21 protein-coding genes are annotated in these 23,825 nt (G+C 57.1%); 11 read left to right on the forward strand and 10 right to left on the reverse strand.

Translation table 11 applies throughout. The annotated features are described in order from the left end of the window. Positions 1-28 precede the first annotated feature (28 nt). The 3 genes from HX778_RS19645 (at position 29) to HX778_RS19655 (ending at position 1,659) form a co-directional block, all read left to right on the forward strand. Complete coding sequence (locus HX778_RS19645) at positions 29-475, forward strand: MarR family winged helix-turn-helix transcriptional regulator (protein ID WP_176982826.1); 447 nt, start codon at positions 29-31, stop codon at positions 473-475. A 95-nt stretch (positions 476-570) separates the two neighbouring features. After that, positions 571-999 (forward strand): organic hydroperoxide resistance protein, encoded by a 429-nt coding sequence (locus HX778_RS19650; protein WP_176982827.1) that lies wholly within the window; start codon positions 571-573, stop codon positions 997-999. Positions 1,000-1,149: 150 nt separating this feature from the next. Beyond that, positions 1,150-1,659: a DUF2501 domain-containing protein gene (locus HX778_RS19655; protein WP_038475845.1), complete on the forward strand. Its 510-nt coding sequence runs from the start codon at positions 1,150-1,152 to the stop codon at positions 1,657-1,659. A 40-nt stretch (positions 1,660-1,699) separates the two neighbouring features. Here HX778_RS19655 and HX778_RS19660 read toward each other — a convergent pair whose 3' ends face one another. Both HX778_RS19660 and HX778_RS19665 read right to left on the reverse strand, forming a co-directional pair. Next, positions 1,700-2,440 (reverse strand): CDP-diacylglycerol diphosphatase, encoded by a 741-nt coding sequence (locus tag HX778_RS19660; RefSeq protein WP_176982828.1) that lies wholly within the window; start codon positions 2,438-2,440, stop codon positions 1,700-1,702. 20 nt (positions 2,441-2,460) lie between these two features. Beyond that, positions 2,461-3,387 carry a LysR family transcriptional regulator gene (locus HX778_RS19665; protein WP_038475852.1) on the reverse strand — a complete coding sequence of 309 codons (927 nt, stop codon included), beginning with the start codon at positions 3,385-3,387 and terminating at the stop codon, positions 2,461-2,463. Positions 3,388-3,522: 135 nt separating this feature from the next. Between HX778_RS19665 and HX778_RS19670 the strand changes: the two genes are divergently transcribed. Continuing rightward, entirely contained in the window at positions 3,523-5,310 is a 1,788-nt protein-coding gene (locus HX778_RS19670; protein ID WP_038475855.1) for an adenine deaminase, read from the forward strand. A gap of 16 nt (positions 5,311-5,326) precedes the next feature. Then, on the forward strand, positions 5,327-6,670 hold the full coding sequence (locus tag HX778_RS19675; RefSeq protein WP_176982829.1) for an NCS2 family permease: 1,344 nt from the start codon (positions 5,327-5,329) through the stop codon (positions 6,668-6,670). 48 nt (positions 6,671-6,718) lie between these two features. On the opposite strand, the gene hldE is transcribed toward HX778_RS19675, so the two are convergent. Genes hldE through HX778_RS19690 form a run of 3 tightly spaced genes read right to left on the reverse strand, consistent with a single transcriptional unit; the run spans position 6,719 to position 12,376 of the window. Then, entirely contained in the window at positions 6,719-8,146 is a 1,428-nt protein-coding gene (gene hldE, locus HX778_RS19680) for a bifunctional D-glycero-beta-D-manno-heptose-7-phosphate kinase/D-glycero-beta-D-manno-heptose 1-phosphate adenylyltransferase HldE (RefSeq protein WP_038475862.1), read from the reverse strand. Between the two features lie 49 nt (positions 8,147-8,195). Continuing rightward, positions 8,196-11,054, reverse strand: a complete 2,859-nt coding sequence (gene glnE / locus HX778_RS19685; RefSeq protein ID WP_176982830.1) for a bifunctional [glutamate--ammonia ligase]-adenylyl-L-tyrosine phosphorylase/[glutamate--ammonia-ligase] adenylyltransferase — start codon at positions 11,052-11,054, stop codon at positions 8,196-8,198. A gap of 23 nt (positions 11,055-11,077) precedes the next feature. Beyond that, positions 11,078-12,376 carry an inorganic triphosphatase gene (locus HX778_RS19690; protein WP_176982841.1) on the reverse strand — a complete coding sequence of 433 codons (1,299 nt, stop codon included), beginning with the start codon at positions 12,374-12,376 and terminating at the stop codon, positions 11,078-11,080. Between the two features lie 235 nt (positions 12,377-12,611). On the opposite strand from HX778_RS19690, the gene HX778_RS19695 reads away from it, so the two are divergent. Beyond that, the gene (locus HX778_RS19695; protein WP_176982831.1) at positions 12,612-13,232 is read left to right on the forward strand and encodes a TIGR04211 family SH3 domain-containing protein; all 621 of its coding nucleotides are present in this window, start codon (positions 12,612-12,614) and stop codon (positions 13,230-13,232) included. A gap of 81 nt (positions 13,233-13,313) precedes the next feature. Continuing rightward, the gene (locus HX778_RS19700) at positions 13,314-14,555 is read left to right on the forward strand and encodes a multifunctional CCA addition/repair protein (protein ID WP_038475871.1); all 1,242 of its coding nucleotides are present in this window, start codon (positions 13,314-13,316) and stop codon (positions 14,553-14,555) included. Positions 14,556-14,567: 12 nt separating this feature from the next. On the opposite strand, the gene bacA is transcribed toward HX778_RS19700, so the two are convergent. After that, positions 14,568-15,389 carry an undecaprenyl-diphosphate phosphatase gene (gene bacA / locus HX778_RS19705; protein WP_038475874.1) on the reverse strand — a complete coding sequence of 274 codons (822 nt, stop codon included), beginning with the start codon at positions 15,387-15,389 and terminating at the stop codon, positions 14,568-14,570. A 116-nt stretch (positions 15,390-15,505) separates the two neighbouring features. Further along, positions 15,506-15,874: a bifunctional dihydroneopterin aldolase/7,8-dihydroneopterin epimerase gene (folB, locus tag HX778_RS19710; protein WP_038475877.1), complete on the reverse strand. Its 369-nt coding sequence runs from the start codon at positions 15,872-15,874 to the stop codon at positions 15,506-15,508. 107 nt (positions 15,875-15,981) lie between these two features. On the opposite strand from folB, the gene plsY reads away from it, so the two are divergent. Continuing rightward, the gene (gene plsY, locus HX778_RS19715; protein ID WP_038475880.1) at positions 15,982-16,602 is read left to right on the forward strand and encodes a glycerol-3-phosphate 1-O-acyltransferase PlsY; all 621 of its coding nucleotides are present in this window, start codon (positions 15,982-15,984) and stop codon (positions 16,600-16,602) included. Between the two features lie 121 nt (positions 16,603-16,723). On the opposite strand, the gene trpC is transcribed toward plsY, so the two are convergent. Together trpC and tsaD are read right to left on the reverse strand one after the other, a co-directional pair. Further along, a complete protein-coding gene (trpC, locus tag HX778_RS19720) occupies positions 16,724-17,518 on the reverse strand; it encodes an indole-3-glycerol phosphate synthase TrpC (protein ID WP_176982832.1) in 795 nt (264 codons plus the stop codon). 158 nt (positions 17,519-17,676) lie between these two features. Continuing rightward, entirely contained in the window at positions 17,677-18,690 is a 1,014-nt protein-coding gene (gene tsaD / locus HX778_RS19725) for a tRNA (adenosine(37)-N6)-threonylcarbamoyltransferase complex transferase subunit TsaD (protein ID WP_038475886.1), read from the reverse strand. Positions 18,691-18,939: 249 nt separating this feature from the next. Between tsaD and rpsU the strand changes: the two genes are divergently transcribed. The 3 genes from rpsU (at position 18,940) to rpoD (ending at position 23,049) form a co-directional block, all read left to right on the forward strand. After that, positions 18,940-19,155, forward strand: coding sequence for a 30S ribosomal protein S21 (gene rpsU, locus HX778_RS19730; protein WP_001144069.1), 216 nt, complete (start codon positions 18,940-18,942; stop codon positions 19,153-19,155). Positions 19,156-19,308: 153 nt separating this feature from the next. Further along, positions 19,309-21,054 (forward strand): DNA primase, encoded by a 1,746-nt coding sequence (dnaG, locus tag HX778_RS19735; RefSeq protein ID WP_176982833.1) that lies wholly within the window; start codon positions 19,309-19,311, stop codon positions 21,052-21,054. 150 nt (positions 21,055-21,204) lie between these two features. Beyond that, positions 21,205-23,049, forward strand: a complete 1,845-nt coding sequence (gene rpoD, locus HX778_RS19740; protein ID WP_038475889.1) for an RNA polymerase sigma factor RpoD — start codon at positions 21,205-21,207, stop codon at positions 23,047-23,049. Positions 23,050-23,290: 241 nt separating this feature from the next. Here rpoD and mug read toward each other — a convergent pair whose 3' ends face one another. Further along, a complete protein-coding gene (gene mug / locus HX778_RS19745) occupies positions 23,291-23,797 on the reverse strand; it encodes a G/U mismatch-specific DNA glycosylase (RefSeq protein WP_038475892.1) in 507 nt (168 codons plus the stop codon). Positions 23,798-23,825 lie beyond the last annotated feature (28 nt).

A 23,825-nucleotide genomic window follows, 5' to 3' on the forward strand; every position in this document is an offset into this window, starting at 1 on the left:
TAATAGCGCACTATCTATATTGAGAACCATGAAGAAGACATCGACCGAAACGAACGCCCTGCTGCTGGACAACCAGCTTTGCTTCGCGCTCTACTCCGCCAACCTGGCGGTGAACAAGCTCTACCGCCAGCTGCTCGCGCCGCTGCAGCTTACCTATCCGCAATATCTGGTGATGCTGGTGCTGTGGGAGCAGGACGATGTCACGGTGTCGCAAATTGGCGAGCGTCTGTTTTTAGACTCGGCCACCCTGACTCCGCTGCTGAAACGCCTGGAAAACGCGGGGCTGCTGTTACGTCAGCGTTCACGCGAAGATGAGCGCCAGGTAGCCGTGACGCTGACCCAGGAAGGGAAAGCGCTGCAGGAAAAAGCGCTGGGTATTCCAGATTCCGTCCGCTGTGCTTCGGCCTGCAGCGTGGACAGCATGCTGGCGCTCAAAACACAGCTGGAAACCTTGCGCAGTAATTTAAATACGTAATAATTAACCGTCGATATTGTCGGCGGTTTTTAAAACACCACATAAATCGCACGCTATTTTATAGCGTAAATGCAATGTAAGATGAGGAACCTGCCATGTCTTTAGAAAAAGTCGTTTATACCGCAAAAGCCAAAGCTACCGGTGGCCGTGAAGGCCGCGCAATCTCTTCCGACGGCGTGCTGGACGTCAAGCTGGGCCTGCCAAAAGAGATGGGCGGCGCGGGTGGCGAAGTCACTAACCCTGAGCAGTTGTTCGCCGCAGGCTATTCTGCCTGCTTCCTGGGCGCGATGAAGTTCGTCTCCGGCCGTGACAAAGTCTCCATGCCGTCTGAAGCTTTCATTGAAGGTGAAGTCGGCATCGGGCCACTGCCGACCGGTTTCGGCATCGAAGCTAAGCTGAACATCCACCTGCCTGGTATGGACGCTGCCGAAGCGAAAAAACTGGTCGACGCAGCACACATCGTTTGCCCTTACTCCAACGCGACCCGCGGCAACATCGACGTGACCCTGAACATCATCAACTGATGTGAACTGATGTAACGAGCCGGGGAAACCCGGCTTTTTCACCTGAATCCCCGGTTTAAGACAACTCTCAATCCCCCTGCTTGCGGCCAAAGCGCTATACTCTCGCCTGAAATCTCCTGCACTGCAGGCAAACAAAGCGAGTATCACAAGATGAAAGCAAGGAATAAAACTCTCTGCGCCATGGCTCTGGCAGCGGCCTTTTTCACCGGCGAGGCAACTGCTGCAAGCTGGCAGGATCAGCTTTCCAGCGCCGCAAGCGAGCTGAGCAAAAGCAACGGCACGACCGCCAGCAACGGCGCTCAAAGTGGCGGTCTTTCTCTCTCTTCATTGACCAGCCTGCTTAACGGCAACAGCAAGTCACTTAGCTCAAGCACGATGACCAATGCGGCCGGCGTAATGGAATACTGCGCGAAGAATAAACTGGCTTCCGTCACCAATACCGACAATATCAAAAACCAGCTGATGACTAAGCTGGGGCTGGAAAGCAGCACCAAGCCTGCCGACAAGCAGGACTACAACCAGGGTCTGATGGGCCTGCTGAATACGGCCAACGGTCAGAAGCTGGATCTGAACAGCATCGGCAACTCGCCGCTAGCCGAAAAAGTGAAAACTAAAGCCTGCGACCTGGTACTCAAACAGGGCATGAATTACCTGTCGTAACGGCAGCAAAGAAACGGCCTCTCGAAGAGGCCGTTTTTATTTAGTTTGCCAGCGAGCAGCTGTAGTCCAGCATCTCTTCCGCCGAGCCCTGATTCCCGCCCAGCAGCTGGCGAGGATTGGCTAACAGCACCACATCCCCTTTCGCTGTCACCACGCGCGCCAGGCCAAAGTTCTCCATTTCGTCATCCTGCGCCTTCACATACTCCGCCAGCACGGTAAACGGATTAGCATCTGCAGGGACTTTTATTGCCAGATATTTATGCCCGAGGATCTCCGCGCCAAACGGCTGCCACTGGGTATCCACTTTATCGGCAAGCTGGTTAATGGACTGGTACACCTCAGGACGCAGGCAGGAGAGATGAATATGTAGCTGGTTCTGGGAGCGCCCGTAACGGGAATTGATTGCCAGCACTAAATCGTCATCTCGCACCGCTTTTGTGGTTTCATCCAGCAGGAAATGGCGGTTATCCCACGCGTCCTGGAAATAGTTTGGCGCGCCGTTTTCGAGAATTTTCGGGCTTTCAATGCCGGTAATTTTGTCCGTCGGCATCAGCAGAGTATGCAGCGGGCCCTTCGCATCTTTGAACACCAGGTAGCGCTGCGCCAGGTCGACCTTCAGGCAAGGCGCCGGTGAGTTATTCTGCTGCTGGTTAGGAATGCACTGCTGGCTGATGATATTCCAGAGAGCATCACTGTGGCGATGCAGCAGCCACAGGCGGATTGCGACGGCGGCCAGCAGCAAAATCAGCAGCACAACCACCACGCGCAGGATCTTTTTCATGTCAGGTTTTCCTTGTGAAATCAGGGTGCTTTTCGTTGTTGTAATACGCGAACAATAAGCTGGAAGCAGGCTTCAATTTGCGGCGCAAACGGTTCGGTGCTTCGCATCAGCGCCACGGTGCGGCTGAGCGAAGGCTGCTGCAAATGAATCACTTTCAGCTCGGGGTCCTGCAAAAAGGTGGTGTAAAGCTGCGGCAAAATCGCCACCGCCAGCTGCGAGCGCACCAGCCCGTAAAGCGTTTCAATAAAATCGACCTGATAGCGTGCATTTAGCGTCAGACGCTGGCTTTCGGCCATTGCCGCCACCAGCCGGCTGATATTGCCTTTTGAAAATACGGCGATGTCCCGCTTCACCAGGCTCCGCCACGGCGCATGGCTGGATTCTGCCAGAGGATCGTGACAGTTGACTACCGCCACAAAGGGATCCTCCTGCAGCGGATGGATTTCCAGCGTTTTAGGCACCGAACTGTCCAGCGCGCCCAGGCCAAAGTCCAGCTGACCGCTTTCCAGTTGGGCTATCAGCGCATCGTTGGTGCGATCGTGAAACTCTACGCGCAGGCGAGGAAAAGCTTCGGCGATCAATTGGGGAATATCGGGGAACAGCAGGCTACCTACCGACGGTACCAGGCCTATGCGAAGCGTGCCGTCGCCTCCGTCCTGCACAATACGCTGCATATCGTCAAAGGAGCGCTGCGCAACGTTGAGCACGCGTTCGGCATGAGGCAGCAGCGCCGCGCCTAAGTCCGTTAACGTCACTGCGGCCGCGGTACGATTTACCAGCTTGCCGCCCAGTACGGACTCAATCTGCCGTAGCGCGCTGCTCAGCGCGGGTTGACTGATCGCCAGCCGGCTGGCGGTATCGGTGAAATGACGAAGTTTCGCCAGCGTCACAAAATACTGGATCTGTTTTAACGAGAGTGCGGGAAGGCGCTGCCAGGGTTCAGCCATTGGGGTATCAGGGTTGCCAGGTAAACGTTTGCCACAGGATAAACGTTTCTTATCGGCTGATAAATTAAATCATCTGGGCAAAGCGTATTCCCCTGCCTAGAGTAGCCGCCAGAGCCTCTTTTTTGGAACCCTGCCATGACCTCTGCTGATTTACGACGCCGGGCGGTAAAAGCCGCCCTCGGTGAAGCGCCTTTCGACCTGCTGCTCATTAATGGCAGAGTCGTTGATATGGCAACCGGAGAAACACGTGAAGCCGATGTCGGTATAGTTGGCACGCTTATCGCCAGCGTACATCCTCGCGGCAGCCGCGAAGATGCCGCCCAGACCCACGATCTTGCCGGCAATTACCTCAGCCCAGGGCTGATGGATACCCACGTTCACGTTGAAAGTTCCCACCTGCCGCCCGCCCGCTATGCCGAAATCGTCGTTGCCCAGGGCACCACAACTATTTTTTGGGATCCGCACGAGCTGGCGAACGTGCTCGGCATTGAAGGTGTGCGCTACGCCGTTGACGCCAGCCGCAACCTGCCGCTGCGCGTGATCTGCGCGGCGCCGTCCAGCGTGCCTTCAACGCCGGGGCTGGAGATGTCCGGCGCAGATTTTGCCGGGAAAGAGATGGAAACCCTGCTCTCCTGGCCTGAAGTGGCAGGCGTAGCCGAAGTGATGGATATGCACGGCGTGCTCAACGGCAGCGAGAGAATGCTGGAAATTCTTAACGCTGGCCTGGAGAGCGGCAAGCTGATTGAAGGGCATGCGCGCGGCCTCAGCGGCGCCGGACTGCAGGCCTACCTGGCGGCTGGCGTAACGTCCGACCATGAACTTACCTCCGCGGCAGATGCGCTGGAAAAACTGCGCGCCGGGCTGACTTTGGAAATTCGTGGTTCACACCCGTATCTGCTGCCGGAGATCGTCGCCGCGCTGAACGGCCTGCCGCATCTTTCCTCGCAGGTCACCGTCTGCACCGACGACGTGCCGCCGGACATGCTGCTGGCAAAAGGCGGTATCGTGGCGCTGCTTAACCTGCTGATTGAGCACGGCATGAAGGCCACGGATGCTTTGCGCCTGGCCACGCTTAACGCCTCGCTGCGTCTGCAGCGTCCGGATCTCGGCCTGATTGCCGCAGGGCGCACCGCCGATCTGGTGGTGTTTGATTCACTGGAAAAACTGAGCGCCAAAACCGTTTACGTTGCCGGGAAGCTTGTAGCCGAACAGGGGAAAATGCTGGAGCCCGTCGCGGCGCCGTCTATCGTTCCTCCGCGAGATACCGTTCAGCTGCAGCCGCTAAACCCAAACGATTTTGTACTCAAAGTGCCGGTCAACAATGGCCGCGCACGCCTGCGCCACATCAAGGGCGCTCGCTTCACCCAATGGAGCGAAGTCGAGGTAGAAGTCCGGCACGGTGAAGTCCAGCTGCCAGAAGGTTTCAGCCTGATTTGGGTTCAGCATCGTCACGGCCGCCACGAAGCAAAACCTCAGCTGGCGCTGCTCGAAGGCTGGGGAGAACTTCGCGGGGCCATTGCCACAACCTATTCGCACGACTCGCACAATCTGGTGGTGCTGGGCAGAGATCCGCACGATATGGCGCTGGCCGCCAACGAGCTTATCGCCTGCGGGGGCGGGATGGCGCTGAGCCAAAACGGGCAGATGCTGGCGAAGGTAGAAATGCCGATTGCCGGAATGCTCTCCGATCTTCCCACCGCCGAGCTGGCGCAGCAGTTTGCTCAATTACGCGAATTGAGCAATAAAGTCGCCGACTGGGAGCCGCCGTACCGCGTGTTCAAGGCTATCGAAGGCACCTGCCTCGCCTGTAACGCCGGACCACATTTGACCGATCTGGGCCTGACGGATGGCAGCACTCGCCAGATTGTCGACCCGCTTATTGAATGCCACGAACATCCGGCAGACGCACACACAACACATTAATCCGGAGAGCCAAATAATGGCCGAAAATTCAGTGTCTCAGGCCGCCAGTGAAAGCTGGCTGGAGCGGCGATTCCAGCTCCGCAGCCGCCAAAGCAAAGTGAAAACCGAATGCCTCGCGGGCGTGACCGGCTTTCTCGCTGCAGCTTATCTTTTAGTGGTTATCCCCGGCCTGCTTGCCGTAGGCGGCATGGATAAAGGCGCGGCAACTACCGGGACAATCATCGTCTTCGTCATCGGCACCCTGCTGATGGCGTTTTACGGCAACCTGCCGTTTATTGTCGGGCCAGGTATCGGCGGCTCGGTGCTGGTGGGCGTTACGCTCGCCGGGAGCGAGCATATTGGCTGGCAGATTGGCCTCGGCATTGCCTGCTGGTCAGGCATTCTGTTCTTTGCGCTTACCCGCCTCGGCCTGCGCGAGGTCGTTACGCGCTCGGTGCCGCAGTCGATAAAGCTCGGGCTTACGGCCTCCATCGGGCTGTTCGTCGCGGTGCTGGGCTTCCGCAACGCTGGCCTGGTGCTGGCAAACGCGAAAACCAACGCTCTGGCGCTCGGCGACTTTACCTCTGCTGGCGCGATGGTTGCGCTGTGTGGCCTGTTCCTGGCGATTGCCCTTCAGGCTCGCCGCATACCGGGCGCCATTTTGTGGGCTATCCTGTTTGCCACGCTGGTCGGCATTCCGCTGGGCGTCACCCATCTGCCGCAAAGCTTTATCGCTATGCCGCACTCGCTGGCACCGGTCTTGGGCCACGTTGATATGCTCGGCGCGCTGAACATCGCCTTCCTGCCGTTCCTGTTTGTGTTCTTTGCTTCAGAGTTTTTCTCCACCATGGGCACCACGCTGGCGGTGGGCGGCGAAGCCGGGCTGCTGGACGAACATGGCAACATGCAGCACATCAACCGTCCGTTTATGGTGGATTCCATTGCCGCAGCGCTGGGCCCGTGGGTCGGCATTCCGGCCGCCACCGCGCTGATTGAGTCTTCGGCGGCGGCAGAAGCTGGCGGTAAAACCGGCCTGACCGCGCTGGCGGCGGCGGTGATGTTCCTGCTGATGCTGCTGTTTACGCCGATCGCACTGATGATCCCTAAAGAAGCGACTGCACCCGCGCTGATCCTTATCGGCCTGAACATGTTCAGCGGCCTGCGAAAAGTGGATCTGGGGAACTTTACCGACGGCCTGCCGGTACTGATGATGGTGATGATCACGCTTATCGCCAACAGCTTCGGCACCGGGATCGCCGGCGGTCTGCTGTTCTACATCATCATTAAAGTGATTGCCGGTAAGTGGCGTGAAATTCCGGTGGGGCTGTACCTGCTGGCGATTCCGCTGGTCTATTACTTCGCCACGTTAGTGAAGCACTAGAAACAAAAATGCCCTCGGAAGAGGGCATTTTTCTTCAGGCGGCTGGATTTAGCCGTTGGTCTGGATCTTCTTGATGATATTGGTGGTAGAGCAGCCATCTTCGAAGTTCAGTACCATCACTTCCCCGCCGTTGGCCCAAACTTCTTTGCTGCCGGCAATCTGTTCTGGTTTGTAGTCGCCGCCCTTCACTAAACGATCCGGCAGAACCTCACCAATCAGGCGCTGCGGCGTGTCTTCTTCAAACAGCACAACCCAGTCCACGGCTTCCAGCGCCGCCAGCACGATCATGCGCTGATCCTGCGGGTTGACCGGGCGAGTTTCGCCTTTCAGGCGTTTGGTAGAAGCATCGCTGTTCACCGCCACAATCAAACGGTCACCCAGCTTGCGGGCGTTCGCCAGGTAAGATACGTGGCCCGCATGCAGAATATCGAACACGCCGTTGGTCATCACTACACGCTCACCGCGCTTGCGCGCAGCGGCGACGGCAACTTTCAGCTCGGCTTCGGTCATGACGCCAAAGCCCGTTTCTGCGCGACCACGTACCGCGTTTTCCAGCTCGACCGGAGAAACGGTTGACGTTCCCAGCTTGCCAACGACCACGCCCGCCGCAGCGTTGGCGAAGTAGCAAGCTTCTTCCAGAGAGTTTCCCGCCGCAAGCGTCGCCGCCAGCACGCCGATCACCGTATCACCGGCCCCGGTCACGTCGTAGACTTCCTGCGCCTGGGTTGGCAGATGGAATGGCTCAATGCCCGGCTGCAGCAGCGTCATGCCCTGCTCGGAACGTGTCACCAGCAGCGCCGACAGTTCATAGTCGGCAATCAGCTTCATGCCTCGTTCCACCAGCTCGGCTTCGGTTTTGCATTTGCCGACCACGGCCTCGAACTCGGAAAGGTTCGGGGTCAGCAGCGTGGCACCACGGTAACGCTCAAAGTCCGTACCTTTCGGGTCGATCAGCACCGGCACTTTGGCTTCACGCGCGAGGCGAATCATCTGTTGCACGGTTGCCAACGCGCCTTTGGCGTAGTCGGAAAGCACCAGCGCGCCAATCTGCGGCAGCGCCTGGCTGATACGCTCGTGCAAGGGTTCTGGATCTACGCCCTCAAACCCTTCTTCAAAGTCGAGGCGAATCAGCTGCTGGTTACGGGAAAGCACGCGCAGCTTGGTAATCGTTGGGTGAGTCGGGACGGACACGAAGTCGCACTTCACGTTGACGCCGGCCAGGCTTTGGCTGAGCGCACGAGCCGCATCGTCAATACCGGTCAGGCCGACCAGGCGAGAATTAGCGCCAAGCGAAGCAATGTTCATCGCCACGTTAGCCGCACCGCCAGGGCGTTCTTCAATGGTATCCACCTTCACCACCGGCACCGGGGCTTCCGGCGAGATACGGCTGGTTGGGCCGTACCAGTAGCGATCCAGCATCACATCACCAACCACCATGACGCCTGCACGGCTGTATTCGGGCAGCGTTACTTTCATTCCTGACTCTCCAGCGAGGGATAAAATTTTGCGCGGGATGATAACATAATTACGCCCCGGAGTGCGTTTGCGGCTCGCCAAGCCAGGTTTGCCAGCTGCGGCGCACCTGCTCACGTTCTTCAACGAAAGCGTCCAGCGCAACGTTCCCAGGCAATTCCTGTAACGCCAGATGGTGCAATTCATCGCGCAGCGTGACATAGGCGTGGGTCAGAGCTTTGGCCTCGCTTTCGTCCATAATGTCGTTCTGCGCCATCAGCTCCAGAATGCGGACATTATCAGACCAGCGGGTAAGCTTCGGCGCTTCGCTGGCATAGCGCAGCACCAGATATTGCGTAATAAATTCGATGTCAGTGATACCGCCTTCATCGGCTTTAATATCAAAACGATCGCGGTGTTTATTGCCCAGATGCGCGCGCATTTTTTCACGCATCTCGCGCACTTCAACCTGCAGCGCCTGCCCTTCTCGTGGCGTGCAAAGGATCTCGCGACGAATGGCATCAAACTGGCGGTTAAGCGCCGGGTCACCGTAAACAACGCGGGCCCGGACCAGCGCCTGATGCTCCCAGGTCCAGGCTTCATTTTTCTGATAATCGGCAAAGGATTCTGCCGTAGTCACCAGCATTCCTGCCGCACCGGATGGCCTGAGACGAGCATCGACTTCGTACAGAATACCGGTCGAGGTTCGCGTGCTGAACAGGTGCATAATGCGCTGGGCAAGGCGCAGGTAGAACTGGCGACCATCGATTTCCCGCTCGCCGTCCGTCATGACTTCCATCGGGCAATCGTGCAGGAAGACCAAATCCAGATCGGAACTGTAGCCCAGTTCCCAGCCGCCCAGTTTTCCGTATCCCAGCACGGCAAAGCCACGGCCTTCTCTGTCCTGCAGATGCCGGGGCTGACCGTAGCGCGCCACCATTTGCGTCCAGGCTCGCTGAACCACCGCATCCAGAATAGCCTCGGCAAGCCAGGTCAAATGGTCGCTAACCTTCATGACCGGCAAGGTTCCGGCGATATCGGCTGCCGCCACGCGCAGCATCTGGGCCTGTTTGAACTGGCGTAACGCTTCGAGCTGCTGCTCTTCGTCTTCGTCCGGCACTCGCAGCAGGTACTGACGGAGTTCGTCGCGATAAGCATCCATTGCCGTTGGCTGGTACAGCGTGTTGGGATCGAGCAATTCATCAAGCAGCAGCGGGTAGCTGGCAAGCTGCGCGGCAATCATCGGCGAGGCCGCACAGAGTGTGATCAGGTGCTTGAGCGCGCCGGGGAATTCGCTGAGCAGCTCCAGATAGGTCGTGCGGGTGAGAATGCCAAACAGCAACGGCGTTAAGCGGGAAAACGTCAACGGCGCGTCGGCCCGGGAACAGACTTCGCTCAGCAGGTGCGGCAGCAGCTGATCCAGCACCTGGCGGCCACGTGGGCCAATAGTGCGCTTGTCGATCTCCTGACGGAAATGGCTAACTTGCTTGAGTAATTCGGCCCGTGCCTCAGCAGTTAAATGACTTAGCACCGCCGTATTTTCATCGGCGTCCAGGGCGTCAATCCACAGTTCACGCCATGCCTCAGAGACTTTATCCTCCCCGGCTTCGGGCTCATCGTCGCCAATCAGGTCATTAAAGACCTGGCGCACGTCGTTCATATGCAGCAGCAGCGTCTGCTGAAGCGCATTCCAGTCTGCGGCCTGCATCGCCCAGGCCAGGCGAGCGCGATTAAGATCGTCCCCCGGCAAGGTTTGCGTCTGCTCGTCGTTGATACTTTGCAGCAGGTTTTCCAGCCGACGCAAATAGAGGTAGGCCGCGCGGAGTTTCTGTGCATCCTCTTCCGGGAGCAAATGAAGCTGCTGGATGGCGTCGAGGGTAGGCAGCAGAGAGCGGGACTGCAGCGAAGGCTCTCGCCCGCCGCGGATGAGCTGGAAGACCTGAACGATAAACTCGATTTCACGGATACCGCCCGCGCCGAGCTTAATATTGTCCGTCAGCCCCCGGCGGCGCACTTCGCGGGCAATCATGCCCTTCATGTTACGCAAGGACTGGATCACGCTAAAGTCGATGTAGCGGCGGAACACGAACGGGCGCAGCGTGTTGCGCAGCTCCTGGCTCCACACGTCGTCGTTGTCACCCATAATGCGCGCTTTCACCATCGCGTAGCGCTCCCAGTCGCGCCCCTGCTCCTGGTAATAATCTTCCAGCGCGGCAAAGCTGAGCACCAGCGGGCCGCTGTCGCCAAACGGACGCAGGCGCATATCCACGCGGTAAACAAAACCGTCCTGCGTCGGCTGGTCGAGGACTTTAATCAGGCGCTGCCCCATGCGGGTAAAGAACTGGGCGTTATCGAGCTCGCGCCTCCCGCCCTGGGTTGAACCGTTCTCCGGCCAGGCAAAAATCAGGTCGATATCGGAAGAGAAATTCAGTTCGCCACCGCCGAGCTTGCCCATGCCGAGGATCAGCAGCGGCTGAGGCTCTCCGGCTGCGTTACAGGGCGTGCCCCACTCGCGACAGCAGGCAGCATAGAGCCAGTCGCGGGCGGCCACGATAAGCGTTTCAGCCAGCACGCTGAGCTGTTGCAGCGTGCTTTGGGTATCCACCTGCTCCAGCGCCTGCACCCAGGCAATGCGCACCATAATGCGGCGACGGAAAAAACGCAGCGCTTTCATTAATGCCGCTTCGTCGTGTACATCCTGCAAGTCATGCTGCAGCCAGGCGGCATAATGTTGCCATTCGTCAGCCTTGGGCGCGTCCTGCTGCAACGTTTGCAGCCAGGCGGGATACGCCACTACGCTGTCACCAACAAAATCACTTATCGCCAGCACCGCGCGAGCTTCGTCGCTCAGTGTCAGGGAGTCAATCTCTTGCGGCAGGCGCGGCAAAAACGCCTGCAGGTGCTGCTGTAATAAAGGAGTCAGCGACATCATGGTGGGTATCCGTTGCCAGTCTATTATTTCCCGCTATGCAGCCAGAATGGCGCCTGCGAGATCGCTTCGTTTCGGTAATGCTCTATTTCGATGCGCTGGCGGGTAACGATGGCGTGGCGCAGTCCCTGCCAGTTTTCCAGCCATGGCTGAGTTTGCGCATCGCTGTATACCCCGGCCAGCAGGCGAATAGAATCCGTCTCACGCGCCAGGCGTGGCAGCTGGTCAGCATAGCTGTCTCCCAGCGGGCGCTGGAAGGTCTCTTTCAGCTCGGCCGCGTGGCGGGAAAGGTGAGTATCGGCAAAACGCTTGAAGGAGCCATCCAGCTTAGCGCGCGCTTTTTCATCAACAAACGCCTGCCACTGGCGCTCCACCAGCCAGCGGGTCAACGCCAGTTTGGCGCTGCTTGCCTGCGCGCTGTACACCATTGCCTCGGCTTTTTCATCGTCGGCAAAGCGGGTTTCAAGCGCAATCAGCTGCTCACGCAAGTGAGTGCTCGCTTTTCTTGGAATTATGCCGCCGAAAAGCGCCAGCGCATGACGCACCAGGCCCACGGCATCAATCACCTGCTGTCTGGCCGCTTTCACGCCGCTAAGCCACAGCTCTTCATGGTAGAGCCAGTGAGCGAGCGCCAGCTCCAGGGAACCTTCCAGACCTTGTTCAACGGTGGCTTTAGCTGGTGGGTAGAGCACGGCCAGCGGCTTCACTTCGCGCACCGCATTGCCTTGAGCCAGGTGATAACCGCGCGCCGCTTTGCTCAGGCTGCCCTGACGCAGGCCAGGCTCAGTGACCAGGCTTTCCGCCAGGGCCAGCAGGTCTGACGTTTCACCGGCTAACAGTTCAAGTTCGAGTTCGCAGATCGGCGTCTGGTGCTCCCCGGCTTTCACTTCACCGAGATCCAGCGCCAGCTCAATGCGGCTCGCACCGTGAGTAACCACCCACTTTTCACGCACAAAGTCGGTGCTGAACAGCGGCTTAACCCCGGCCTGCAGCGCCGCCACGTCCAGCCCTTCGGGCCACACTTCCGCCGGCAGCAAAGCGAGATCCAGCTCGGGCTTGCTTAGCTCTACGTTATATTCAGGGCGCTGATGCAGCCCGCCGGTCACGCGTCCGGCGATTTTCATCGTCATTTCATAGCGCCCGGCATCCCCACGAATGCGCAGCCCCATGTCGTGACGACGCAGCTGGTTATCCGCTGTTTCATAATAGATATTGAGCAACTGCCGTGGATCGCTGTGCTCGCCTGGCAGGGCATTCAACTTGTCGCGCAGCGCGTCGAGCGCAGCAGGGTTAACGATGAATTTGAGTTCGATTTCCTGAGCCATGTCTTCTTTACTTTTGTTTACGTCACACCAGGCAACATCCTGGCGAACTAAATAGCGTCGATTAGGTCTGTAATAGTACGACAAAATACCCCTTCGGGTAGCGAATTTGCGGTAGTGCAGGAACGCCTGGTGGTGAAATTGACATCAGGATGATTCTCATTCAGGTTTACGGATTGCACCGTCAGACTGTTGCCACTACTATCGTTCCACACTTTATGAAAATAACGACGAAATAATGCAGAAATTACGCCTGATTTGCCTCACTTTGCTGTCCCTTAGCGTTTCCGTCGTGGCTCATGCCGAAGAAAAACGTTATGTCTCTGATGAATTGAACACCTGGGTCCGCAGTGGCCCGGGCGATAACTACCGCCTGGTTGGCACCGTCAACGCAGGGGAACAAGTCACGCTGCTGCAAAGCAATGAAGAAACGAAATACGGCCAGGTACGCGACAGCAACGGGCGTACTTCCTGGATCCCGCTTGCTCAGCTGAGCACCAATCCAAGCCTGCGTACCCGCGTACCCGATCTGGAAAACCAGGTCAAAACGCTGACCGACAAGCTGAATAACATCGACACAACCTGGAACCAGCGTACCGCTGAAATGCAGCAGAAGGTTGCCCAGAGCGACACCGTGATTAACGGCCTGAAGGACGAGAATCAGCAGCTTAAAAACCAGCTAATCGTCGCCAGGAAAAAGGTGGATGCCGCCAACGTCCAGCTTGACGATAAACAGCGCGCCATCATCATGCAGTGGTTTATGTACGGCGGCGGTGTGGCTGGGTTTGGCCTGCTGATTGGCCTGCTGCTTCCGCACATGATCCCAAGCCGTAAGAAGAAAGACCGCTGGATGAACTAACGGCGACACATTAGCCGTTGCTTCCCCCTCGCATCTACACTTACCATTCGTGGTTCAATAACGGTGCCTGGGGTGTAAAGCGTGAAGATTTATCTGGTCGGTGGTGCAGTTCGTGATGGGTTATTAAAACTACCGGTTAAGGATAAAGACTGGGTTGTGGTTGGGATGACGCCTCAGCAAATGCTGGACGAAGGCTACGAGCAGGTCGGGAAAGACTTTCCTGTGTTCCTGCATCCGCAAACCCACGAAGAGTATGCGCTGGCCCGTACCGAAAGGAAATCAGGCCAGGGCTATACCGGCTTTACCTGCTATTCAGCCCCGGACGTCACGCTTGAACAGGATCTCCTGCGCCGCGACCTGACGATCAACGCCATTGCCCAGGATGAGAACGGCGAGATTATCGATCCGTATAACGGCCTCGCCGACATCGAGCGTCGCCTGCTGCGCCATGTTTCACCGGCTTTCAATGAAGACCCGCTGCGCGTCCTGCGCGTGGCGCGTTTTGCTGCACGCTACGCCCACCTGAATTTCCAGATAGCGCCAGAAACCCTCGCGCTGATGCGTGAAATGACCGACAACGGTGAAATCGCCCATCTCACCGCCGAACGCGTCTGGAAGGAGACGGAAAACGCCCTCACCAGCCGTAATCCGCAGGTCTTTTTTGCCGTGCTGCGCGAATGCGGCGCCCTGAAAGTCCTGTTCCCGGAAATCGACGCGCTATACGGCGTTCCGGCTCCGGCAAAATGGCACCCGGAAATAGACACCGGTATTCATACGCTGATGACCCTGTCTATTGCCGCGCAGCTTAGCCCGGAGGTAGACGTTCGCTTTGCCACGCTGTGTCACGACCTCGGCAAGGGGTTGACGCCAAAAGAAAAATGGCCAAGCCACCACGGCCACGGCCCGGCGGGCGTTAAGCTTGTGGAGCAACTTTGTGCCCGCCTGCGCATCCCGAATGACATTCGTGACCTGGCAAAACTGGTCGCCGAGTTCCACGATCTGATCCACACCTTCCCGATTTTGCAGCCAAAAACGGTGATAAAGCTGTTCGACGCCATCGACGCCTGGCGTAAGCCGCATCGCGTGGAGCAAATCGCCTTAACCAGCGAGGCCGATGCCCGAGGGCGCACCGGTTTTGAGGCCAGTGATTATCCGCAGGGCAGAATGCTGCGCGCGGCCTGGATTGCGGCGCAGAGCGTAACGAACAAAGAAGTGATTGAAGCTGGATTCAGCGGCCCGGCAATCAGGGAAGAGCTGACGAAGCGGAGAATTAAAGCGGTTGCGGTCTGGAAGGAGCAGCACTGCCCCCAGCCGCAAGGCTGAGGGCATCAGAAACTAGGTGAAGATAAAGAACACCACTGCGGCTACCACGAAGCGGTAGATAGCGAACGGAATAAACGAAATTCGCTTAATCAGATGCAGGAAGGTTTTGATGGCGATAAGCGCGACGATAAAGGCGGTAACAAAGCCCACGGCAAACATTGGCAGGTCGCCCATCGTCAGGAAGCCGATACTCTTATAGAGGTCAAGCGCCGTCGCCCCCATCATCATCGGCACCGCCAGCAGGAACGAGAACTCAGAGGCCGCATAGCGGCTAACGCCCATCAGCATCCCGCCGGAAATGGTTGCCCCGGAACGAGAGAAGCCCGGCCAAAGCGCCAGACACTGGAAGCAGCCAATCATAAATGCCTGACGGTAGGTGATGTCGTCCACGCCAACCGCACTCGGCACCTTCGGCTTCAGGCATTCCGCCGCAATAAGCAGCACGCCGCCGACCACCAGGGCATACATCACATTCACCGGGTTAAACAGCGATTTAATGGCATCGTGAAGAACAAGTCCCAGCACCACCGCCGGTATCATGCCGAGCAGAATATGAATCAGTGAAAGACGCCCCGTGCCTACCCCTTCATGCTCGGGAGGACGGCCAAAATGAATGCCAATCAGGCCAAACAGACGACGCCAGAACATCACGACCACGGCGAGAATAGAGCCAAGCTGGATAACCACTTCGAAGGTTTCAGCCGTCTGCCCCTCAAAGCCTAAAAGATGCCCCACAATAATCATGTGCCCGGTAGACGATACCGGTAAAAACTCGGTTAACCCTTCAACAACGCCAAGAATGGCGGCAATTGCCAAGGTTGGTAGATCGCTCATCACTTAACCCTCATCCCCAAAAACAGACACAAAAAAACGGCCTACGCAGGACGTTAGCCGCAAAAGATACGTTGATAAGACCCGCCGGTCACCGTTTGGTTTAACGATCCCGGTAATTATTTGCCTGGTTTCAGATTACTGCCACGCTCGATGATAACCCCAACGTTAGCGGCCTGAGCTACCGCCCCTGGCTTACTCACCTTCAGGCGAATCCACGGCGAGTTAAAGCGGGCCAGCAGCAGTTCCGCTATTTCTTCAGCCACGCGCTCCACCAGGGCAAAGCGTCCGCCGCTGACGTGCTTAATCACGGCTTCGCTCACATCCGCATAGCTGAGGCAATCCTTTACATCATCGCTGCCCGCAGCTTTGCGGTTATCCCAGGCCATTTCGATATCGAACACCAGCTTCTGTTCAATGGTCTGTTCCCAGTCGTAAACACCGATGGTGGTGATTACCGAAAGCTGCTCTATAAATACAATGTCCATCACGCCCTGCCCGGTTTTTAGTCATGCCGGATACCACTTCCGGCGAAATATGCGTATTATCCACAGATGCAAAGAAGACTTCGACACTTTCAACATGGAACAGCGTTATGAGTGCAATCGCGCCTGGTATGATCCTCCTCGCGTATCTTTGCGGCTCGATTTCTAGCGCCATTCTGGTTTGCCGCATTGCCGGTCTCCCCGATCCACGCGAGAGCGGCTCCGGTAACCCAGGAGCAACCAATGTATTACGCATTGGCGGTAAAGGTGCAGCCGCAGCGGTACTGATTTTTGACGTTCTGAAAGGCATGCTGCCCGTTTGGGCGGCGTGGGCGTTGGGTGTGACCCCCTTCTGGCTTGGCCTGATTGCCATCGCCGCCTGCCTCGGCCATATCTGGCCGGTGTTCTTTAAGTTTCGTGGCGGTAAAGGCGTGGCGACGGCATTTGGCGCCATCGCACCCATCGGCTGGGATTTAACCGGCGTGATGGCCGGAACCTGGCTGCTGAGCGTGCTGCTGAGCGGCTACTCTTCTCTCGGTGCGATTATCAGCGCGCTGATCGCCCCGTTTTATGTCTGGTGGTTCAAACCGCAGTTCACCTTCCCGGTCGCCATGCTTTCCTGCCTGATTCTGATGCGTCACCACGACAATATTCAGCGCCTGTGGCGTGGCCAGGAAACAAAGATCTGGGCGCGGTTTAAGAAGAAAAAGAAAAAAACCGAGCAGGAATAACCCGTCTCGCTTGAGACCAGCCAGAAACAACAAAGGAGTGATAAATCACTCCTTTTTTACGCCCGTAACAAGCCTGCTATCCCAGCGGACTTTAGGCGTGGTTTAACAATCGCTCTGCCGTTTACCGGCCAGGGAAAAACATCGCGGCAAGCTCCTGGCCCGGCTCATCTGCCCGCATAAAAGCTTCACCGACAAGGAAGTTATTCACGTTGGCTTCGCGCAGGCGAATCACATGTTCACGCGTGGCAATGCCGGACTCGGTCACCACCATTCGATCCGCCGGAAGCTGAGCTAACAGGCTAATCGTGGTTTCGATCGTTGTTTCGAAGGTGCGCAGATTACGGTTGTTGACGCCAATAAGCGGCGTGGTCAGCCGGAGCGAACGTTCCAGCTCATCGGCATCGTGAACCTCTACCAGCACCGCCATGCCCAGTTCGTGGGCCTGCGCCTCAAGCTCCTGCATCTGGCCGTCTTCAAGCGCGGAGACGATAAGCAGAATGCAATCTGCCCCCATCGCCCTGGCTTCCACAACCTGCCACGGATCGATGATAAAATCTTTGCGTAAAACCGGCAGCTCGCAGGCGGCACGAGCCTGCTGCAGATAAGCCGCGCTGCCCTGGAAGAACTGTTCATCAGTCAGCACCGACAGACAGGCGGCACCGCCCTGTTGATACGATGCCGCTATCTCAGCAGGATTGAAATTCTCACGAATCAACCCTTTCGACGGGCTGGCCTTTTTCACTTCGGCAATCACCCCAGCCAGACCTGCATCACGCTTGTGGCGCAGCGCGGCAACAAAATCACGGTGATTCTGTGCGGCGGCCTGTTCAGCAAGCTGGCTTAGGGAAATTGCTTTTTTAGCGGCGGCAATTTCTTCATGCTTAACGGCGATAATTTTGCTGAGGATATCGGACACAATGTTCTCCAGGTTCAGTCGGGTATCGCGATAGATTGCCGGATTGTGCGCCGAAAGTACCGGGCAAATTCCGCTTTCGTTTGTTGCAGAGTATTACCAGGCAGGATGGGCTGCGGGGACAAAAAAGGAGCGGTTAAACGCTCCTTTTAGTTTGCTTATCAGGCGGCGGGTAACTCTGCCAGCGGCCAACGTGGACGCACGCTAACGCTCAGCTCGCCGGAGGTGCCGGCTTTCAGGCGAATCATCCCGGCATAGGCAATCATTGCGCCATTGTCGGTGCAAAACTCCGGCCGAGCGTAAAACACTTCGCCGCGGCGTTTAGTCATCATCTCGGCCAGTTTTGCGCGCAGGGTACGGTTTGCGCTCACGCCGCCCGCCATCACCAGCCGCTTAAAGCCGGTATGATCGAGCGCGCGTTTACATTTGATTGCCAGCGTGTCCACAACCGCATCTTCGAAAGCGCGGGCGATATCAGCGCGAGTCCGATCGTCAGCGTCGTTATCGCGAATGGTGTTTGCGGCAAAGGTTTTCAGGCCAGAGAAGCTAAAGTCCATCCCCGGACGGTCGGTCATCGGGCGTGGGAAGGTAAAGCGCCCCGCCGTGCCCTGCGCCGCCATTTTGGACAGCAGCGGCCCACCTGGATAGTCGAGCCCCAGCAGCTTGGCGGTTTTATCAAATGCCTCACCGGCCGCATCGTCGATAGACTCGCCCAGCAGTTCATATTTACCAATGCCGGTCACGCTGATGAGCTGGGTATGGCCGCCGGAAACCAGCAGCGCGACAAACGGAAACTCGGGCGGATTGTCTTCCAGCATCGGGGCCAGCAGGTGACCTTCCATATGGTGTACCGGCACGGCTGGCACATCCCAGGCAAACGCCAGCGAGCGGCCAATCGTGGCGCCAACCAGCAGCGCGCCCACCAGACCCGGCCCGGCGGTATAGGCTACGCCGTCGATATCTTTTGCGGTTAATCCGGCTTCTTTCAGCGCGGCCTGGATAAGCGGCACGGTCTTGCGAACGTGATCGCGGGAGGCCAGCTCCGGCACCACGCCGCCGTAGTCAGCGTGCAGTTTCACCTGACTATACAATTGGTTGGCTAATAACCCTTTCTCATCGTCATAAATGGCGATGCCGGTTTCATCACAGGATGTTTCGATTCCCAGTACACGCATGGCTTGTTTTACCTCTTTGGCCCGGCGCGAAGTTTAATCCCGGTGGCTTCCTTTGTAAAACTTTGCTGCCCTATACCCCGCCTGATGGTGTATAATCTGCGGTCCTGGAAGATACCGGCCCTAAAAGCCAGGTTTCTCGTCGTTCGGTGCTTTACAAAGCAGCAAGAGTTGCAGTAAAATTCCGCACCATTTTGAATTAAGCTGGCCTGTATGCCAGCGGCAAACCGAATTATTAAAGGTGAGAGTTACATGCCGGTAATTAAAGTACGTGAAAACGAGCCGTTCGACGTAGCACTGCGTCGCTTCAAGCGTTCATGCGAAAAAGCAGGCGTTCTGGCTGAAGTCCGTCGTCGTGAGTTCTATGAAAAACCAACGACCGAACGTAAGCGCGCTAAAGCTTCTGCTGTGAAACGCCACGCGAAGAAACTGGCTCGCGAAAACGCACGCCGCACTCGTCTGTACTAATCTTCTGAGGATTCACTCCTCAACTTCAGACTGAGTAGTAGTTATAAGGCCGTGCTTCCGAAAGGAATGCGCGGCTTATTCTCGTTTATAAACTGACATATCCCTGAGCTTTTAGGCCCCGGCCTGAGAGATGACGGATATAGCATGGGGCCTATGGCTGGACGAATCCCGCGTGTTTTTATCAATGACCTGATCGCTCGCACCGACATCGTCGACCTGATCGATGCTCGCGTGAAGCTGAAAAAACAGGGCAAGAACTACCACGCATGTTGTCCATTCCATAACGAGAAAACCCCCTCTTTCACCGTGAACGGTGATAAACAGTTTTACCACTGCTTTGGCTGTGGCGCACACGGTAACGCCCTCGACTTCCTGATGAACTACGACAAGCTTGAGTTTGTCGAAAGCGTTGAAGAGCTGGCGACCATGCACAACCTTGAAGTGCCGTACGAGGCTGGCAACGGCCCAAGCCAGATCGAACGACACCAGCGCCAAAGCCTGTACCAACTGATGGACGGTCTGAACGCCTTTTATCAGCAGGCGCTGAAGCAGCCCGCCGCAGAACCGGCGCGCCAGTATCTGGGCAAGCGTGGCCTGAGCGACGAGGTGATTAGCCACTTCGCCATCGGCTATGCGCCACCGGGCTGGGACAATGCGCTTAAACGCTTTGGCGGCAACAGTGAAAATCGCCAGGCTCTGACGGACGCCGGCATGCTGGTCACCAACGACCAAGGCCGCAGCTATGACCGCTTTCGCGAGCGCGTCATGTTCCCGATTCGCGATAAACGCGGCCGGGTCATCGGATTTGGTGGACGCGTGCTGGGCGATGCCCTGCCGAAGTACCTGAACTCCCCGGAAACCGACATTTTTCACAAAGGCCGCCAGCTGTATGGCCTGTATGAAGCCCAGCAGAGCCAGCCGGAACCGGCGCGTCTTCTGGTAGTCGAAGGATATATGGATGTGGTGGCGCTGGCGCAGTACGGCATTTCTTACGCCGTAGCGTCCCTTGGCACCTCCACAACCGCCGATCATATTCAGTTGCTGTTCCGGGTAACGGACACCGTGGTCTGCTGCTATGACGGCGATCGTGCAGGACGAGACGCGGCATGGCGAGCGCTGGAAACTGCGCTACCTTATATGACGGACGGCCGTCAGCTGCGCTTTATGTTCCTGCCCGACGGCGAAGACCCGGATACGCTGGTGCGTCAAGAAGGAAAGGACGCGTTTGAAGCGCGGATGGAGCAGGCTCAGCCGCTCTCCACTTTCCTGTTTAACAGCCTGATGCCTCAGGTTGATTTGAGTACGCCAGACGGAAGAGCGCGGTTAAGCACCCTGGCTCTGCCGCTGATTAGCCAGGTCCCCGGCGAAACGCTGCGTATCTATCTGCGCCAGGAGTTGGGCAACAAGCTCGGTATCCTGGACGACAGCCAGCTTGAAAAGCTGATGCCCAAACAGGCTGAAGGTGCTACACCTCGCCCGGCGCCTCAGCTAAAACGCACAACCATGCGTATACTGATAGGGTTACTGGTACAGAACCCGGAACTGGCCCCGCTGGTCCCGCCACTTAGCGGACTGGATGCCACAAAGCTGCCGGGTTTAACGCTGTTCAGCAGCCTGGTTGACGCCTGTATGGCGCAGCCGGGGCTGACCACCGGGCAGTTGCTGGAGCAATATCGTGGCACAAATGAGGCCACGACCCTTGAAAAACTCTCGGCGTGGGACGATATAGCAGATAGAGACATTGCTGAAAAAACGTTCACCGACTCGCTGGACCATCTTTTCGAGTCGGCGCTAGAGTTAAGGTTTGAAGAATTAATGGCACGTTCCAGAACGACGGGGCTGACCCCGGCGGAGCGTGAAGAAGTTCGCGTGATAACGCAATCGCGCGCCAAAAAATAGATTCGCGGCTTAACTGCCGAACATTGATCGGGTCACCCCCGAACGCCGCACGGACGGGCTGCGGCATAAAAATAAATCAGCCCTCGTACGTTATTGTTGGCGGCAACGCCTACCGACACAACCCTAATACTGAAGTGTGGATACCGTCTTATGGAGCAAAACCCGCAGTCACAGCTCAAGCTTCTTGTCCAACGTGGTAAAGAGCAAGGCTATCTGACCTATGCCGAGGTCAATGACCATCTGCCGGAAGATATCGTCGACTCCGATCAGATCGAAGACATCATCCAAATGATCAACGACATGGGCATTCAGGTGATGGAAGAAGCCCCTGATGCCGATGATCTTTTGCTTGCTGAAAACTCTAACAATACCGATGAAGACGCGGAAGAAGCGGCCGCACAGGTACTGTCCAGCGTGGAGTCCGAGATTGGACGTACCACCGACCCAGTGCGCATGTACATGCGCGAAATGGGCACCGTTGAACTGTTAACCCGTGAGGGTGAGATCGATATCGCGAAGCGTATCGAAGACGGTATCAACCAGGTACAGTGCTCTGTCGCCGAGTATCCGGAAGCGATCACCTATCTGCTGGAGCAGTACGATCGCGTTGAAGCCGAAGAAGCGCGTCTGTCCGACCTCATCACCGGCTTTGTTGACCCGAACGCTGAAGAAGACCTCGCACCAACCGCGACGCACGTCGGTTCCGAACTCTCTCAGGAAGAGAGGGACGACGATGAAGACGAAGACGAAGAGTCTGACGACGACAGCTCCGACGATGACAACAGCATCGACCCGGAACTGGCGCGTGAGAAATTCGGTGAACTGCGTAAACAGTATGAACTGGCTCGCGACACCATCAAAGCGAAGGGCCGCAGCCACCCGGATGCCGCAGCCGAAATCCTGCAGCTGTCTGAAGTGTTCAAACAGTTCCGCCTGGTGCCGAAGCAGTTCGACTACCTGGTTAACAGCATGCGCGTCATGATGGACCGCGTTCGTACTCAAGAACGTATCATCATGAAGCTGTGCGTTGAGCAGTGCAAAATGCCGAAGAAAAACTTCATCACGCTGTTCACCGGCAACGAAACCAGCGAAACCTGGTTCAACGCGGCCATTGCGATGAACAAGCCGTGGTCTGAAAAGCTGCACGACGTTGCCGATGACGTTCACCGCGGCCTGCAGAAGCTGCAGCAGATTGAAGAAGAAACCGGCCTGACCATCGAACAGGTAAAAGACATCAACCGTCGTATGTCCATCGGTGAAGCGAAAGCGCGCCGTGCGAAGAAAGAGATGGTTGAAGCCAACTTACGTCTGGTTATTTCTATCGCCAAGAAATACACCAACCGTGGTCTGCAGTTCCTCGACCTGATTCAGGAAGGCAACATCGGCCTGATGAAAGCCGTTGATAAGTTTGAATACCGCCGTGGCTATAAGTTCTCGACTTATGCGACCTGGTGGATCCGTCAGGCTATCACCCGCTCCATCGCCGACCAGGCGCGTACCATCCGTATTCCGGTGCACATGATTGAGACTATCAACAAGCTCAACCGTATTTCGCGCCAGATGCTGCAGGAGATGGGCCGTGAGCCAACGCCGGAAGAGTTAGCCGAGCGTATGCTGATGCCGGAAGACAAAATCCGTAAAGTGCTGAAAATTGCCAAAGAGCCTATCTCCATGGAAACGCCAATCGGCGACGATGAAGATTCGCATCTGGGCGACTTCATCGAGGATACAACCCTCGAGCTGCCGCTGGATTCTGCCACCTCCGAAAGCCTGCGTTCCGCAACGCACGACGTTCTGGCTGGCCTGACGGCGCGTGAAGCGAAAGTCCTGCGTATGCGCTTCGGTATCGACATGAATACCGACCACACGCTGGAAGAAGTGGGTAAACAGTTCGACGTGACCCGCGAACGTATCCGTCAGATCGAAGCGAAGGCGCTGCGCAAACTGCGCCACCCAAGCCGCTCTGAAGTGCTGCGTAGCTTCCTGGACGATTAATCGGTTCAGAAAACTGAAAAGCTCCCCGCCCGGGAGCTTTTTTTTGCCCTGAATTTGCGGTTTCTCCCCGCTCTCTCTGGGGGCCTCTTTCAATTCCCCCTCTCCCTCTGGGCGCCTCTTTCAATTCCCCCGCTCCCTCTGGGCGCCTCTTTCAATTCCCCCGCTCCCTCTGGGCGCCTCTTTCAATTCCCCCTCTCCCTCTGGGAGAGGGTCGGGGTGAGGGCATACAGCAACACTATGCTTACCGCCCCCGAGCCGCCAGAGATTCATCCAGCTCTTTATAGGCTTCCGTCAGTTTATCCAACGTCACGCGGCTTAAGCCGCTCGGGTTAGGCAAAATCCACACCTCGGTATCACCGATGGTAATCTCCTGCTTGCCCCATTTCGCACCACGCTGGCTGAAAGCCTGCTCAAAGGCCTGCTTGCCCAGAATAGCCAGCGTTCTCGGCTGGTAGTCCTGCATCTTTGTAATCAGCTCTCGGCCACCGGCACGCAGCTCCTGCAACGCCACTTCGCTTGCCTGAACCGTAGGCCGCTCAACCAGCTTCGTCACGCCACAGCCGTAGGACAGCAGCAGCTGCGCCTCCTCAGGCTTGAGCTGTCGGTCGGTAAAACCCGCCAGGTGAAGAACCTTCCAGAAACGATTAGCAGGATGAGCAAAAGGTAACCCGAGATGAGCGGATGATTTTCCCGGATTTATGCCGCAGAACACGACCCGGAGGTTCGGCTGAAGGATATCGCTGACCATTGCATTTCCCATCTGAATGAATCGAGTG

It is taken from the genome of Cedecea sp. P7760, from assembly GCF_013386425.1.
GTDB lineage: Bacteria > Pseudomonadota > Gammaproteobacteria > Enterobacterales > Enterobacteriaceae > Cedecea > Cedecea selenatireducens.